This window comes from Paraprevotella xylaniphila YIT 11841, assembly GCF_900683745.1.
Lineage (GTDB): Bacteria > Bacteroidota > Bacteroidia > Bacteroidales > Bacteroidaceae > Paraprevotella > Paraprevotella xylaniphila.
The window spans coordinates 1,159,189-1,174,930 of record NZ_LR215980.1; the positions used below are offsets into that span (position 1 = coordinate 1,159,189).

Annotated in this window: 12 protein-coding genes and 1 riboswitch; of the genes, 8 read left to right on the forward strand and 4 right to left on the reverse strand. The window is 53.4% G+C overall.

The annotated features are described in order from the left end of the window. The first annotated feature begins 506 nt into the window (after window positions 1-506). Window positions 507-713, forward strand: a riboswitch (cobalamin riboswitch). 45 nt (window positions 714-758) lie between these two features. From accC to E0E47_RS04775, 3 genes are read left to right on the forward strand one after another with little or no spacing between them, the layout of a single operon-like run. Further along, entirely contained in the window at window positions 759-2,270 is a 1,512-nt protein-coding gene (gene accC, locus E0E47_RS04765) for an acetyl-CoA carboxylase biotin carboxylase subunit (RefSeq protein WP_008629527.1), read from the forward strand. 18 nt (window positions 2,271-2,288) lie between these two features. Then, window positions 2,289-2,804, forward strand: a complete 516-nt coding sequence (locus E0E47_RS04770; RefSeq protein ID WP_130893041.1) for an acyl-CoA carboxylase biotin carboxyl carrier protein subunit — start codon at window positions 2,289-2,291, stop codon at window positions 2,802-2,804. Beyond that, complete coding sequence (locus tag E0E47_RS04775; RefSeq protein WP_130893042.1) at window positions 2,801-4,333, forward strand: acyl-CoA carboxylase subunit beta; 1,533 nt, start codon at window positions 2,801-2,803, stop codon at window positions 4,331-4,333. Before E0E47_RS04770 ends, E0E47_RS04775 begins: the two co-directional genes overlap by 4 nt. 40 nt (window positions 4,334-4,373) lie before the next feature. Here E0E47_RS04775 and E0E47_RS04780 read toward each other — a convergent pair whose 3' ends face one another. Together E0E47_RS04780 and E0E47_RS04785 are read right to left on the reverse strand one after the other, a co-directional pair. Further along, on the reverse strand, window positions 4,374-5,294 hold the full coding sequence (locus tag E0E47_RS04780) for a helix-turn-helix domain-containing protein (RefSeq protein WP_008629535.1): 921 nt from the start codon (window positions 5,292-5,294) through the stop codon (window positions 4,374-4,376). A 54-nt stretch (window positions 5,295-5,348) separates the two neighbouring features. Further along, on the reverse strand, window positions 5,349-6,254 hold the full coding sequence (locus E0E47_RS04785; protein WP_130893043.1) for a helix-turn-helix domain-containing protein: 906 nt from the start codon (window positions 6,252-6,254) through the stop codon (window positions 5,349-5,351). Window positions 6,255-6,445: 191 nt separating this feature from the next. Between E0E47_RS04785 and E0E47_RS04790 the strand changes: the two genes are divergently transcribed. The 5 genes from E0E47_RS04790 (at window position 6,446) to E0E47_RS04810 (ending at window position 11,083) form a co-directional block, all read left to right on the forward strand. Then, entirely contained in the window at window positions 6,446-7,009 is a 564-nt protein-coding gene (locus E0E47_RS04790) for a DapH/DapD/GlmU-related protein (RefSeq protein ID WP_130893044.1), read from the forward strand. 6 nt (window positions 7,010-7,015) lie between these two features. Next, window positions 7,016-8,437, forward strand: coding sequence for an MATE family efflux transporter (locus E0E47_RS04795; protein ID WP_008629542.1), 1,422 nt, complete (start codon window positions 7,016-7,018; stop codon window positions 8,435-8,437). Window positions 8,438-8,617: 180 nt separating this feature from the next. Continuing rightward, window positions 8,618-9,490, forward strand: coding sequence for a DUF3737 family protein (locus E0E47_RS04800; protein WP_130893045.1), 873 nt, complete (start codon window positions 8,618-8,620; stop codon window positions 9,488-9,490). Then, window positions 9,487-10,653 (forward strand): MalY/PatB family protein, encoded by a 1,167-nt coding sequence (locus E0E47_RS04805; protein ID WP_130893046.1) that lies wholly within the window; start codon window positions 9,487-9,489, stop codon window positions 10,651-10,653. The genes E0E47_RS04800 and E0E47_RS04805 overlap by 4 nt, the downstream gene beginning before the upstream one ends. A gap of 121 nt (window positions 10,654-10,774) precedes the next feature. Continuing rightward, complete coding sequence (locus E0E47_RS04810) at window positions 10,775-11,083, forward strand: hypothetical protein (protein ID WP_172604655.1); 309 nt, start codon at window positions 10,775-10,777, stop codon at window positions 11,081-11,083. A 367-nt stretch (window positions 11,084-11,450) separates the two neighbouring features. Here the strand turns inward: E0E47_RS04810 and E0E47_RS04815 are convergent, their stop codons facing one another. Both E0E47_RS04815 and E0E47_RS04820 read right to left on the reverse strand, forming a co-directional pair. Next, entirely contained in the window at window positions 11,451-12,785 is a 1,335-nt protein-coding gene (locus E0E47_RS04815; protein ID WP_130893047.1) for a rhamnogalacturonan acetylesterase, read from the reverse strand. Then, window positions 12,782-15,727 carry an exo-beta-1,4-galactosidase gene (locus E0E47_RS04820; RefSeq protein WP_130893048.1) on the reverse strand — a complete coding sequence of 982 codons (2,946 nt, stop codon included), beginning with the start codon at window positions 15,725-15,727 and terminating at the stop codon, window positions 12,782-12,784. The genes E0E47_RS04815 and E0E47_RS04820 overlap by 4 nt, the downstream gene beginning before the upstream one ends. Window positions 15,728-15,742: the final 15 nt, after the last annotated feature.

Consider the following 15,742-nt stretch of genomic DNA (forward strand, 5'->3'; position numbering starts at 1 on the left):
TTATCCTCTGTCACCCGTCCATGCCTTTCCTTCCGCATGAAGCGGCTCGGTGCGTAAGCCTAAAGACACATCCGGCTTGCATGATGCCACCGGATTTTGGAACGGAAAAAGCAACCCAATAAAGCCGGCACACGGTTTGCAAGCCGGAAATTTGCCGGAAAAAAGACATTTTTACGGCGTTTGAAAGAGAAACACGAGCCGACATGCGGAGAATGATTTTCCGCTTTCAGCCGAATGGTTTTCCATTCTCTTGAGATTGAATTGCATATATGCGGGAGATATGCAAAACAACAACGCATATACCGTATAAATATGCAAGAAGAGGCTCTATATGCTACGGTTCAGCCGTTTTTGGCCTGTCAGATAAAACGAAAACGCTGTCTTTTGGGACTGAAATCCTCCCATACAGTAACAAAAAGACATTCCCTACAAGCCCACCCGACATCTTCCGCCCTACGGAAAATTAATTTCTTTTGAAACCATTAGGCTGTAACGGAAAAAAGACGTACCTTTGCACAAGAATCGGTTCTGTGTGCAAGTCCTTGCGCACGGATTAAAAGGGAATCGGGTGCAAATCCCGGACAGTCCCGCTGCTGTGATGCTCCGTGAACTTTCTGAAAAAGCACCATCACCACTGGCCGTTTGTTTCTCAAGGCCGGGAAGGTTTCAGGAAGGGGGCGAGTCAGAAGACCTGCCGTTCGTTAAAAAACTGTTCTTGCTCGTGGGTTAGGAGAACATGTAGGATAAATGAAACAAAGATGATTAAAAAAGTTTTGATCGCCAATCGTGGCGAAATCGCTGTGCGGGTCATGCGCTCGTGCCGCGAAATGGGTCTGCGTACCGTGGCCGTATTTTCTGAGGCCGACCGTACGTCAAGGCACGTGATGTATGCCGACGAAGCTTACTGCATCGGCGCGGCCGAGTCGCACGAAAGTTACCTGAACATCGACCGTATCATCGAAGTGGCCGCAAAATGCAAAGCCGACGCCGTCCATCCCGGTTACGGCTTTCTGTCCGAAAATGCGGAATTTGTACGCCGTTGCGAGGCCGCAGGCATCATCTTCATCGGCCCGACAGCCGACACGATGGAAGCCATGGGAGACAAGATTGCAGCCCGCCAACGCATGATGGCGGCAGGGGTACCGGTGGTGCCAGGCACTGCCGAACCGCTGAAAGACGCCGATGAAGCCGTACGCATCTGCAAGGAAATCGGTTTTCCCGTCATGCTGAAAGCCTCCATGGGTGGCGGCGGAAAAGGCATGCGCCTCATCCATAGCGAAGACGAAGTGAAAGAGGCTTACGACTCGGCCCGTTCGGAATCCATGTCTTCCTTCGGGGATGACACGGTATATCTGGAGAAATTCGTGGAAGAGCCGCACCATATCGAGTTCCAAATACTTGGGGATGCCCATGGCAACGTGGTGCATCTCTTCGACCGGGAGTGCTCCGTGCAACGCCGCAACCAGAAAATCGTGGAAGAAAGCCCTTCGCCTTTCCTCACGCCGGAACTCCGCCGGGAGATGGGCGAGAAAGCCGTTGCCGCCGCCCGGGCGGTGAACTACCGTGGTGCCGGTACCATAGAATTTCTGGTGGACAAATACCGCCACTTCTATTTCTTGGAAATGAACACCCGCCTGCAAGTGGAACACCCCATCACGGAAGAAGTGGTGGGCGTAGACCTTGTCAAAGAACAGCTCCGCGTGGCCGACGGTGAGCCTCTGCGCTTCAAACAAGAGGACCTCTCCCAACGCGGACACGCCATCGAGTGCCGCATCTGTGCCGAAGACACGGAAAACGGGTTTATCCCCTGCCCCGGCATCATCCGCCAACTCACGGAGCCGAACGGCATCGGCGTGCGTATCGACAGCTACGTGTACGAAGGTTACGAAATCCCCCTCTACTACGACCCGATGATCGGCAAGCTCATCGTATGGGCCACGAGCCGCCAGTTTGCCATCGAACGTATGCGGCGTGTGTTGTATGAATTCAAAATCACGGGACTGAAAACCAACATCAGCTACCTGCGCCGCATCATGTACGCCCCGGCTTTTGTGAAAGGTGAATACGACACTTCATTCCTGTCAAAATATTCCCGTTCGCTGCAACGCAGCAACGGAGAGAACGAAGAGATAGAAAACATGGCCATGATTGCTGCCTACGTGGACTACCTCTTCAACCTGGAAGAGAACAGCCCCGTGCGCACGACAGACTCCCGCCCCATCAGCCGTTGGCGCGAGTTCGGCCTGCAAAAGGGAGTATTACGTATATAATAAGGAAAGGGATATTTTATGGAAATGCACATAGGAGACCGTGTCGCGGACGTGACATTGGTAAACAAAGAGGGAAACCGCGTGGAACTCACCATCGACGGCAAACCGTGTGTAGTGGACATCGTCATGGCCGAGAACGGTAGTTGCTCCATCCTGCACGACGGCAATTCCTACAATGCGGAACTTATTCGCGGAGAAGGCGGAAAGAGCTACGACGTGAACATGTTCTACCGCTCCTACCACGTGGACGTGGTGGACACGCAGGCCAAGTACCTCCGCATGAAAAAGCATGCGGACGAACGCCAGTCGGATAAAATCGTGGCACCCATGCCGGGCAAGGTGGTCAGCATCCCCGTACAGCCGGGAGACGAGTTGAAGGCAGGTGACATCGCCATCGTACTCGAAGCCATGAAGATGCAAAGCAATTATAAGGTCAGTTCGGACTGCAGGGTGAAAAACATTCTCGTGACAGAGGGAGAGGCCGTACAAGACAATCAAACGTTGATAGAATTAGAACTCATACAAGAAGCATGAAAAGAGAAGAACTATATGCCCGGTTTGAGGAATTGGACAAACGGGCTTCGCAGGGTGGCGGACCGGACAAGATAGAAAAGCAACACGCCTCGGGCCGCATGACGGCACGCGAACGCATCGGCATGTTGCTCGACAAGGATACGTTCTGCGAAATAGACAAATTCGTGAACCACCGTTGCACCCGCTTCGGAATGGAGAAGAAACAGATTCCGGGAGACGGCGTGGTGTGCGGTCACGGCAAGATAGACGGACGGCAAGTGTTCGTCTATGCTTACGACTTCACCGTACACGGCGGTTCGTTGAGCGAGACCAACGCGGCCAAAATCGTAAAAGTACAGACTTTGGCCTTGAAGAGCGGCGCACCCATCATCGGGCTGAACGATTCGGGAGGCGCCCGCATACAGGAAGGCATCACCAGCCTGGCGGGATACGCTTCCATATTCTACCAGAATACAATGGCCTCCGGCGTGATTCCCCAACTCACGGCCATCCTCGGCCCGTGTGCCGGAGGTGCCTGCTACTCTCCCGCCCTCACCGACTTTATTTTCATGGTCAACGAAAACAGCCACATGTTCATCACCGGACCGGATGTGGTGAAGGCCGTGACCAATGAAGTGGTGGACAAGGAAGAGTTGGGAGGAGCTTACACGCACAGCAGCAAGAGCGGTGTGGCCCACTTTGTCTACCCGACGGAAGAAGAAACACTGATGCAACTCCGCGAACTGCTCAGCTTCCTGCCGTCCAACAACATGGAGGACGCGCCGATCGTGCCTTGCAGCGACGACGCGAACCGCCGTGTGGAAAGTTTGCAGACGGTGATTCCGGAAGATCCTAACCAACCATACGACATCAAAGACGTTATCGAACCCGTCGTGGACAACCAATATTTCTTTGAAGTGATGCCGCATTTTGCCAAGAACATCATCATCGGTTTCGCCCGCCTCGGAGGACAAACCGTCGGCATCATCGCCAACCAACCGGCATTCCTGGCCGGCGTGCTCGACATCGACGCTTCGGACAAAGCCGCCCGCTTCATCCGTTTCTGCGACTGCTTCAACATCCCCTTGGTGACGTTCGAAGACGTGCCGGGCTTCTTGCCTGGCACGGCACAAGAACATGACGGCATCATCCGCCACGGAGCCAAAATCGTGTATGCCTACGCCGAGGCCACCGTTCCCAAAATCACGCTGATTACACGTAAAGCCTACGGCGGAGCCTATATCGTCATGGCCAGCAAGATGATCGGTGCCGATGTGAACTTTGCCTGGCCGCAAGCCGAAATTGCAGTCATGGGGGCATCCGGTGCCATCAACATCCTCTACCGTAAAGCATCGGAGGAGGAGAAAAAGACGGCGGTGGAAGCATACGAAGAAGAGTTCTCCAATCCTTACCGCGCAGCCGAGCGCGGACTGGTGGACGAAATCATCATGCCGCGCGACACACGCCGGAAACTCATCCGCGCCTTGGAGATGACCCGGAACAAGAACCAAAGCAATCCGCCCAAAAAACACGGCAACATGCCGTTATAACCTCAAGACCTCTGCATCCACTCCACGGGTGCAGAGGGTTTTAATTCCGTGAATAACGGAACTCACCCGGCGGCACCCCTACCACCTTTTTAAATATCAGGCTGAAGCATTGTACGTTCGGATACCCCAACAAACGAGCCACTTCGGCCGGTGTATGCATGCCTTCCGACAACAAACGCCGGGCCGTATCCAGTCTCCTGAACTCAAAATATTCCTCCAAACCCTTACCGGTCTCAAACTTCAACAAGTCGGAAAAATAAGCCGCAGACAGATTCAGCACAGCGGCACACTGCGCCAAGACGGGCAAACCTCCTGCCGACAACCGTCCGGAATCAAGATATTCATCGAACATGCGGTCCAGACGGGCTAGCAATAGCTTGTTTTTATTTTCACGGGTAATGAATTGACGTTCGTAGAACCGCGTACAATAATCCAACAAAAGTTCGATGTGGCGCGAAAGGATGGTACCGGTATGCACATCTATCGGATGGTGCAGTTCTTCTTCTATGTGCTCCAACAGGCAAACCACCGTGGAAGTCTCCCGCCGGGAGAGGTGCAACGCCTCTTCCTTGCGATAAGAAAAGAAAGTATAATTCTTGATGTGGCTCTTGAGCGAAGTGCGGAACAGCAAGTCGGGATGGAATGCCAAAAGCCAACCCTTGGGAGGCAACGTGTCCTCCTTGCCCATACGGAAGATTTCGCCCGGCGTAAGGAATACCATCGTGGCCACGGAATAATCATAATACTTCCGGCCGCAACAGCAACAACCGTCCGGACAATCCTCTATCAACAAGATGGCATAGAATTCAAACTTCACGGCATCCTCTTCCAATTCCGGCTTTTCCAGATTGATAAGGCTCACCTGCGGATGTAACGTCTTACTGCCCAAACAATGACAACATTCGCACACGGTCTTTATGTTCAATGTCTTATTATCCCTCTTCACTCCTGTCTTTGCCATTACCCGATACATACGAAATTTTCGGCCTCGCCCGACTTGCCAGTCCCCCTACTCTTATAAAACCGGCAAATCCCTGTATCCGGTCGGCGTACATCCGACACTCTTCTTGAAAATCCGGGTGAAATGCTGCGGATATTGGAAGCCGAGACGGTAGGCAATCTCGCTCACGCTGCGGTCTGAACCGAGAATCTCCTGTTTGGCCACCTCGATGAGCTTGCCTTGGATATACTCCTGCGCCGTACGCCCTGTCTCCTTTTTGACCAAATCGCCAAAGTAATTGGGCGACAAGTTTACACGGTCGGCAAAATACTTCACCGTGGGCAGTCCCTTTGTCTGTGGTAGGTTGCTTTGGAAATAATCATCCAACAAATCCTCGAACCTGGACAGAATCCCCTTGTTCACCTTGCTCCGCGTGATAAACTGCCGTTCATAAAAACGCAGGCAATAATCCAAAAGCAACTCTATGTTACGGACTATCAGCCGACGGCTGTGCTTGTCCACCGGACGCGAAATCTCCCTCTTGATTTTCGACAGGCAATCCCGGTAAATGCCTTTTTCGTCCTCGGAAAGATGGAGGGCTTCATTCGAAGCATACGAAAAGAAGGAATACTGTTTGATGTCCTGTCCCAACGAAGTGCCACGTATCAAATCTGGATGGAACACCAAGCCCTGCCATTGAGGGCGGACACTCGTATCCCTCCGGACTTCCACCACCTGCCCCGGAGCAAAACTCGTCACCGTCCCTTCTTGGTAATCATACGTCTGCTTGCCGTAACGCAGGTCGCCACACTTTGTCTGTTTCAAAAAAAGCGCATAAAGCCCATAGTTGAACGTGACATTGTCCGGAAGGTCACGTTGGACTTCTGAAGCGTCGACCACCGAAACCAACGGGTGCAGGGTCTCTACCCCATAAAGTTTATTGTAGCAGTCCACGGTGTCAAGTTTGATAAATTCTTCCATATCGGGTTCTGTTGTTTATAAAAAGGTTCAGGCAAATATAGCGATTCCGTACCAATTCCATGCAAAGTGCCGCATTTTTCCAATAAAAATCCGTAATAAGGGGCGTAACAACCGTAATTTGTCTACCTCACAAGCCTGAAATTCTCCCGAACTTTGCCACATCAAAAAAGGAAGTAACAAAACACAACAGCATGACATTGGATGAATTTTTAAAGCATGCGGATGCACGCCTTCCCCTCGACACGCCCGACATCTACCGTTTCATGGACGAGATGAGCGACGAGGCCCGGCACATCACTTGCGAAATCAACAACGCTTACCATAGCCAAACGGAATTGCGTGAACTGTTTTCGCGCCTGATCGGCCGCCCCGTGGACGAAACATTCAAGGCGTTCCCGCCATTCTATACGGATTTCGGGAAAAACATCACCATTGGCAAACACGTGTTCATCAACGCCTGTTGCCATTTCCAAGACCACGGAGGTGTCACGTTGGGCGACGGTTGCCTGATCGGGCACGACGTGGTGTTTGCCACGCTCAACCATGACTTCAATCCCGGAAACCGCGCTGTCATGCACCCCGCCCCCATCGTGTTGGGACGAAACGTATGGGTAGGTTCCCACTCCACCATCCTTCAAGGCGTGACCGTGGGAGAAGGAGCCATCATTGCTGCCGGTTCGGTCGTGACCAAGGACGTGCCTCACCGGACTATCGTGGGCGGGGTACCGGCAAAGCCCATCCGGAAAATCCAATGACCACACATGGAAAACAAGGCAAAGGATACAGACGGCTTGCTCGCCCTCATCCGCGAAGGCCGCCCCATGACCTTGGGTGAGCAGTTGCGCCTGACAGCAGCCTTGAGCGTGCCTGCCATCGTGACCCAACTCTCGGCCATAATCATGCAATATATTGATGCCGCAATGGTGGGCAGCCTCGGTGCGGACGCATCGGCCTCCATCGGGTTGGTATCCACCACCACGTGGCTTTTCTGGGGATTGTGCGCCTCTGTTTCCACGGGATTTTCCGTGCAAGTGGCCCACCGCATCGGAGCGGGAGACTGGGGAAATGCCCGTTCCGTGCTGCGCCATTCCGTAACGGCGGTACTCACATTCAGTGTGGCATTGGCAGCCATCGGCGTTTCCATCAGCGAAAACTTGCCCCGGTGGTTAGGCGGTGATGCTGCCATCCACGCCGGCTCTTCGCTTTATTTCCTGATATTCTCGCTTTTCCTGCCCGTCCTCCAACTGAATTTTCTGGCCGGGGGCATGCTGCGCTGCAGCGGCAACATGCGCGTCCCCAGCACGGCAGGCGTGCTGATGTGCGCGCTTGATGTGGTATTCAATTTCTTTCTCATCTTTCCGGAACGGGAACTTTCCCTCGGAACACAGTCCCTCCAACTGCCCGGTGCGGGATTGGGCGTGGAAGGTGCCGCCCTGGGTACGGGGTTAGCAGAATGCGTGGCGGCATGCCTCACGTCATGGCACCTCTTCACCCGGTCATCCGGACTGAAAATCCAGGAATGGCACGGGACGCACCATTTTCCCATGCGGACCACACTGAAGAATGCCGTCCGCATCAGCCTGCCGATGGGTTTGGAGCATGCCGTCATCTGCGGGGCGCAAATCATGACCACGGTCATCGTGGCCCCGTTGGGCATCACGGCCATAGCGGCCAATTCTTTCGCCATCACGGCCGAAAGCCTCTGCTACATGCCGGGATACGGGATAGCGGATGCCGCCACCACCTTGGTAGGCCAAAGCCTCGGAGCTGGCAGGCGAAAGCTCACACGCCGTTTTGCCTACATCACCGTCTTCGCGGGCATGGCCATAATGGGACTCATGGGCATCGTGATGTACGCCTTCGCCCCACAAATCATCGGCACCATGACCCCTGTGGACGAAATACGGGAACTGGGCGTGGCGGTACTCCGCATCGAAGCCTTCGCCGAACCCATGTTCGCCGCAGCCATCATAGCCTACGGCGTGTTCGTCGGCGCAGCCAACACCCTCGTTCCCTCGCTGATGAACTTCTTCAGCATCTGGGCCGTACGCATCACACTGGCTGCCGCACTCGCCCCCTCCATGGGACTGAAAGGCGTGTGGATAGCCATGTGCATAGAATTATGCTTCAGAGGCATGATATTCTTAGTCCGGCTGAGAGGAAAACGGTGGATGAAAGTCTGAAAAAAACAAGCTTGTGAAGTGCCGCCATGCGGATTTCCGGAATTCGGGTCATAACATCCGTAATCCGTCTACCCTGAAACTTCAGGCATATCCGTAACTTTGCCTGTACAAGAAAACCGTATGCCGGAAAAATGCTTTTCCGAAAGACAAAAAGACAAACCCTTAAACCCATATTACAATATGCAACTGATAAAAGACATGGAATTTGGAGGCGAACGCCCTTTGTTCGCCTCACACGACCTGCATCTGGACCACGTGGTCGTACGTGCCGGGGAGTCGGCCATCAAGGAATGTAGCAACATCCTCGCCACTAACTGCCGCTTCGAAGGCAACTATCCGTTTTGGCACGTACATGGTTTCGTCATCGACCACTGTTTCTTCGACGTGGGAGGACGCTCCGCCCTGTGGTATTCCGACCATTTGAAGATGACCGACACACGCATCGACGCTCCCAAAATGTTCCGCGAAATGACGGACATAGAAATCGAGAATGTGGAAATCAACGATGCCGACGAAGTTTTCTGGAGATGCAACCGGTTGGACATAAAGAACCTGAAGCTGCACGACGGGCGATACCCGTTCATGTTCAGCCGCAACATCCGCATAGACGGGTTGGAAAGTGATAGCAAATACGTCTTCCAGTACGTGAAAGACGTTGAAATCCACCATGCCAGGATTACCACAAAGGATGCGTTCTGGGAAGTGGAAAACGTCACCGTGTACGACTCTGAACTGAACGGCGAATACTTGGGATGGCACTCGCGCAACCTGCGTCTGGTGAACTGCCACATCACGGGAGAACAACCGCTCTGCTATGCTCGCGATTTGGTGCTTGAGAATTGTACTTTCGGCCCGGAATGCGACCGCGCTTTCGAGTACAGCAGCGTACGGGCCACCATCAACGGACCGATAAGCGGCGTGAAAAATCCCTCTTCCGGATGTATCATCGCCGAAAGCTACGGCGACATCATCCTCGACGAAAACATCAAGGCACCTGCCAACTGTGAACTTAAACTTTGGGACGAACAAACTTGTTTCAGCGACTGCGTATGAAATACGATTTTGACGAGATAATTCCCCGCCGCCATACGAATTCCTACAAATGGGACAGCGCGACGGACAGCGACGTACTTCCTTTATGGGTGGCGGACATGGATTTCCGCACGGCTCCCGCCATCACGGAAGCCTTGGCCGACCGTGTGGGACACGGCATCTTCGGTTACACACGGGTGCCCGATGAGTATTACGAAGCCGTCTGCGCGTGGTTCAAACGCAGGCACGGATGGGCCATTGAAAAGGAGTGGATGATTTATACCTCCGGCGTAGTGCCTGCCGTGTCCGCCATCATCAAGGCCCTGACCGTGCCGGGCGACAAAGTACTGGTGCAGACGCCCGTCTACAACTGCTTTTTCTCCTCCATCCGCAACAACGGCTGCGAAGTGGCAAGCAACCCGCTCGTTTACGAAAACCATACCTACCGCATCGATTTCGAAGACTTGGAACGGAAAGCCTCCGACGAACGGGTAAAAGTGATGCTGCTCTGCAATCCCCATAACCCTGCCGGACGGGTGTGGACAAGGGAGGAACTGATGCAAATCGGCGAAATCTGCCTCCGCCACAACGTGACGGTGGTGTCCGACGAAATACATTGCGAACTGACCTACCCGGGACATGCCTATACCCCTTTTGCCTCCTTGCCGGAAACATTCACGGGACATGCCGTCACCTGCATATCCCCCAGCAAAGCATTCAACATCGCAGGACTGCAAATCGCCAACATCGTGGCTCCGGACGAAGAAATACGCCGCCGAATCGACAAAGCCATCAACATCAACGAGGTGTGCGACGTGAATCCTTTCGGAGTAATCGCCACCATAGCCGCATACCGCAAGGGGGCGGACTGGCTCGACCAACTGTTGGCATACCTGCAGGGGAATTACAGGTACATGGAAGAGTTCTGCACGGAACACCTTCCAGACTTTCCGATTTGCAAACTGGAGGGTACTTATTTGGTATGGATGGACTGCCGCACACTGGCCACGCCTTCTGCCGAACTGGAACACCGCCTGACCCGGGAAGCCCGGCTTTGGCTTAATGCCGGAGCCATGTACGGCAAGGAAGGCGAAGGCTTCATGCGTTGGAACATCGCCTGCCCTCGTGCCATACTGGCAGAAGGCTTGGAACGTTTCAAGGATTTTATCGTCCACAAAACATAATAACTTCTAAAAAGCTATAGTCCTTTCGTTTTATTCCCTATCTTTGTGGACATGAAGGCAAGGCCCCGACTTAGGGCGGAAAAGCCCGACAAATAAGGTGTTTAACTAAAAAGGAAAACGGATGAAAAAGTTCTTATTGAGTTGCGCGGTGTTTCTAAGCGCAGTGTCCTTTACCGTTTATGCCGCACAGGAAAACAGTAAGGACAAAAAAGACAAAAGGGATAAAATAGAATGCTGTTGTAAAGATTGCACATGCAAGGATTGTACGTGCAAGACGGACTGCTCGGAATGTGCCGGATGCCGTAAAAACGAAGAATGCAGCGAGTGCAGGGATTGCAGGCACGAAGGACATTGCTGTGACTACGACCATCACCGCAAGGACAGAAGGCATCACCACCGCAGAGGAGGCTGTTGCGGAGGCGGGTGCTAATCCCTTTCCGGCATGATTGCCCATCGCAGAAAATCCGTTTGCATGTTGAAGATGATAAGACATAAGAACAAAAGGACATATCTTTCTCGTGGAAGTTATCTTGCTTTTTTGTTCGTGTGTTCTTCTGTCTTATAGGTTCCAAGATGTTTGAAAGCAGGAAATAGGCTGTTTTCAGGTGTTTCTGCGAGAAAAGCATATACAAAAAGAATCTGCGCCAAACGTTTTTTCAATCGACTGAGATTGATTTTTCGTTTGGCGCAGATTCGTTTTTCATTCTCCTGTCATCAAATCCAAGAGCTTAACTCTCTGAAAACCAAATATAGGCAGAAGATAAAAGAAATCAACAGCCACGCATCCAAAGGACAGGTCAGTTGCCATCGGGTTTCTGCATCTCCACAAAGAGGCTTTCGTCCCAGTGGAACGCATCCGGACTATCCGGCACGGAAGGCCGGAAAGGCTGCACGTCTTCGCGAAGGTGGTCTACAAAAGGCAGACAGGCTTGTTTCATTCCTTCGACAACACACCGCGCTATCTGGTATGCCCCGTAAGGATTGAAATGGGTGTTGTCGGCCAAAGCTTTGGCCTGCCCCGGATAAGTACCGGCCGGATAATGCACGAAAGCCCTTTTGCTTCCTTCCTCGCCCAAAGCCTCAAACAGGACGCGCGTCATTTCCTGCAAATCTATCAAAGGCACCTGCTCCCGTTCGGCCACCCAATGCACGGCATCGGGATAGTCGGCGTGTGTGGACCGTATCTTCCCGTCCTTGAAAGCCCGACGGCAGGTCGGGGTCACCAACACAGGATGTCCGCCACGCTGCCGGACTTCGTCAATGAACGTTTTCAGGCTTGTGGCGAAGGAATAATAAGCTCCCCTTCCCGGCCCATTTTGTTTCTGGTCGTTGTGCCCGAACTCCATGAACATGTAGTCGCCCGGTTTCATTTGCGACAAGGCTTTCTTCAATCGTCCGGCACGGATGAAAGTGTCGGCACATTCGCCGCTCTCCGCATAATTGGCAAAGCATACTTCCGCATCAAAGAAACGGGGAATCATCTGTCCCCAACTGGCCCACGGCTCTTCGTCCTGGTCCACCACGGTAGAGTTTCCAGTCAGGAACAGGGTCGGGACACAGTGGTCCGGTTCAATCCGGATGGCCGCACACTGCGGACGGTCACCGTTGACTTCAATCGTAAGCTTGTCATCCCAGTTCAGCTTGGATCGTTCACGCGGTTTGATACGCACCGCCTCGGTATCGGAGATTTTCGGTGTACGTTTGTTGACTGTGAAAGTAAACGTGCGGAACTCCCCTTTCTTCGTCGGCACGCTTTCCAAAAACAAGCGGCGCGACTCCGCCCGTACCGTGGTAACGCCCGCCTCCTTGCGGTTGCCCAAAAGCACCGTGACGCGATAGTTCCCGTCGGGTACCTGTACGGAGACATAATAAGGCCGGTCTCCGCTTTCGTCCGGCGAGGCGAGCAGGTCATAGCCGTACCCTTTCTCCGGCGTATAACGGTCTTCGGGAGACAGCCGGTGTTCGGTCAACGGTGCGGCAGACGACGTATCGCCCTCCCCCAACAGACGTTGCACCGGTACACGCTTGTCCGAAGTCAGTTGCAACAGGTAACCACCATCGGCAGCATGCAACACGGAAAATCCCGTGCCGCATGCCCATAGGCCTAATATAATAAAGTGATGTCGCATCATTTCTTGGCATTAAGTTTCGGTTTCAACTCATCGGGCGAATCGTTGGTGTACATGTTCACCTTGGGAGCTTCTTTGGTGAAAAGGTCTTTGACGTGCTGCAAATCCACCGTGTATTGCGGGCGGAAATCGTCCGACTGCATGTAAGCGATGACGGCTTTGCGCATCTGGGCGATAACGGGTACCCCGCTGTCCGCATCCAACGGCATGGTAGTCATCATCAGCCGTCCGCCCGCCACGTTGGCTTCAAACAGCATACCGATCTTGCGGCTCAGGAACCACGTGTCGATGCTCTGTACGATCGGTTGGAAATCAGCCGGAAATTCCGTAAACTGCATGACCTGTTTGCGGTTCACCAAGTCCCACCACTGCATGTCGCTGTAGTAATCCGTGGGGAAGTTCCGGAAGAGCGGATGGTTGCTTTCGATGTAAAGCCCGGTGGTGTGGGGCGGACGCATCTTGAACCAACTCGTGTTCCAGAACACGGGCGTGAACTGTTGCACGATGTCCTTTCCATAAGTAATCTTTCCGGCTGCCGCCACCAACACCTTGCCTCCTGCCTTCAACACTTCTTCGGCCTGTTTGTCCAACGTGTCCGTGATGTACACGTCGCCGGTGTCCATGCAGGCCAAATCATCCAACGTCGTCTGAGGATACACCCAAAAGTCCCAATGGTTCCTGCTGCGCACTTCTTCCTTGCGGCCATCGAGGTCATACGTCCCCTTCAGCATCACCTCGAACACCATTTGCCGAGGCACATCTATCTTATCCAAAGAAACCATCACGCTGCCCAAACCGATGTTGTTGCCCAAAGCCACATCACCGTTGTACAAAGTCCCTTCCGTATACGTTTTCCCGTACTTGTCGCAGATGCGGTAAGACACTTCTGCGTCACGGATCGCCGCTTTGCCATAATGGGCCACCTCGACCGCCGCCGTAAAAGCGTCCCGGTTCCAATAGGTGAACTTGGGAATGCGCGCCAACAGCACCGTCGGCGAACAGAATTCACGGAAGTCTTCCGGTGAACAGTATTCCTTTTCGTCAAAAAAGACATCCGTCAATCCCACCAAGGCCGTACCCTGCCCGGAGTAGTCGTTCAGGGCCAACAATTGGAATCCCGCATAATCCGGTGTACGCAAGGTCCGTTCAATCTCATGTTTGTAGCATAGGGTTTGCAGCTTACCGGAAGCCATCATGAACTTGTGCGCCATCCCGCCCATGTGATTGTCGTTCAGTATGTCGCGGAATATCTCGAAGTTTTTGGCTTTGTTCACCCCCGTGTACTTACTGATTTCATCGAAATTAGGGAATACGCACCATTGTCCGGTCTCGTGGGAGACAAAAGGCACACTCACCGTGTCGATTTTCGCACGGAAGTCGGACATGCTCTCCGGTGCACGGCGGCGCCATTCGTCCAACCCGCGCACACCGGCTTTCACATGGTACATGCTCTTAGGCTGCCAAGCCCAACCGCCTCCGACCGACGCGCCGGTGTATACATGACGGCTGTCCGTCTTCTTCCAATAGTCCACGAAATCGCTCACCCAAGCCACCCAGTTGCCCGCCGGTTCGTTGCCGCAGGCCATCATGCAAAACGAAGCATAATTGCCATACGCCTTGTTCATGCGCTGTGTTTCTTCCATCAAATAACGGTCGATGTACATTCCGTTCCCCAGCTTCACCCCGTGGTTCGGCCAGCTCGGTCCTTCGGGCTGCAAATAGAATCCCACACGGTCGGCCGCCGCAAAGGCGGCTTCGGGCGGACAGAAAGAATGGAAACGCATGTGGTTCAGCCCATAGCTCCGGCAAATGCGGAACACCCGTTCCCACGACTCCTCGTCCATCGGAGCGTATCCTGTCAATGGGAAATCGCAGTTCTCCACCGTGCCGCGCAACTGGATGAGCCGACCGTTCACATAAAACATCTTCCCGTCTATCTTGAACTCACGCATCCCGAAAGTACGGGTCTGTTTGTCCGTCCCGTACTCAGAGGAGACTTCTGCCGTCAATTCATACAATGCCGGATTGAATTCATCCCACAACTGCATTTTCTCGCCCATGTCCAACACGACCTCTACTTCCGCCTGTCCTTTTTTCAGCTTCACCCGGCGGGACACAACCGGTATCTCGTGCACCACATCGGTATTGAAACTCTTGGCCGACAACTTGACCTCGGCATCAGGACGTCCTTTGCCGCGATGTAGCTTCAAACGTATCCGCACGGTGGCCGTACGGTCATGTATGTTCGGATAAACCTGTATGTCTTCGGCATACAGAAGAGGCGTGCTCCGCAATTCCATACGCCCCACCACACCGTTCCAGTTTCCTTGTGTCTGGTCGGTCACGCTATGCGAGTCCGCTCCCACACAAACACCGTCGATACGGTTGCTGACGCGCAGTGCCAAGGCGTTTTCCCCGCTTTTGACATAATCCGTCACGTCATAACAATGAGGCACGCACAAGCTGTTGTCGCCCCCGACTTTCTTTCCGTTGACCCACAATTCCGTCTCGATATGCAGACGCTCAAGATACAATACGACGCGACGGTTCTTCCAATCAGCCGGCACTTCCACCGTCCTTCGGTACCAGGCCGTCCCCACATAGTGGCGGTCGGGCGTCAGGAAAAACGGCAACTTGAAGTTCTCTTCCCGACGGTATTTCTCCATGTAAGGGTTATAAAAATAGGAACTGTCGTAGAGCGACCCTGTCCACTGCGTTTCCACCGACGGCCTGTCGCCCTTCAAACGTTGTGGCATACTGCCGGGTAACAAGATACGGTCTTCCAAAGTCCGGTCGTACCACTTATCGGCTGTTCCCTTATCAGCCCTGTCGATTTGAAACTCCCACTGTCCCGACAAGTCCAAACGACCTTGTGCGGACAGCTTCCCACCGTAAGTCAAAGCGAGCATGGCAAAAGCCGATGCCCAAATGTGATGTTTGTTCATGAAAATTAGGTTAAT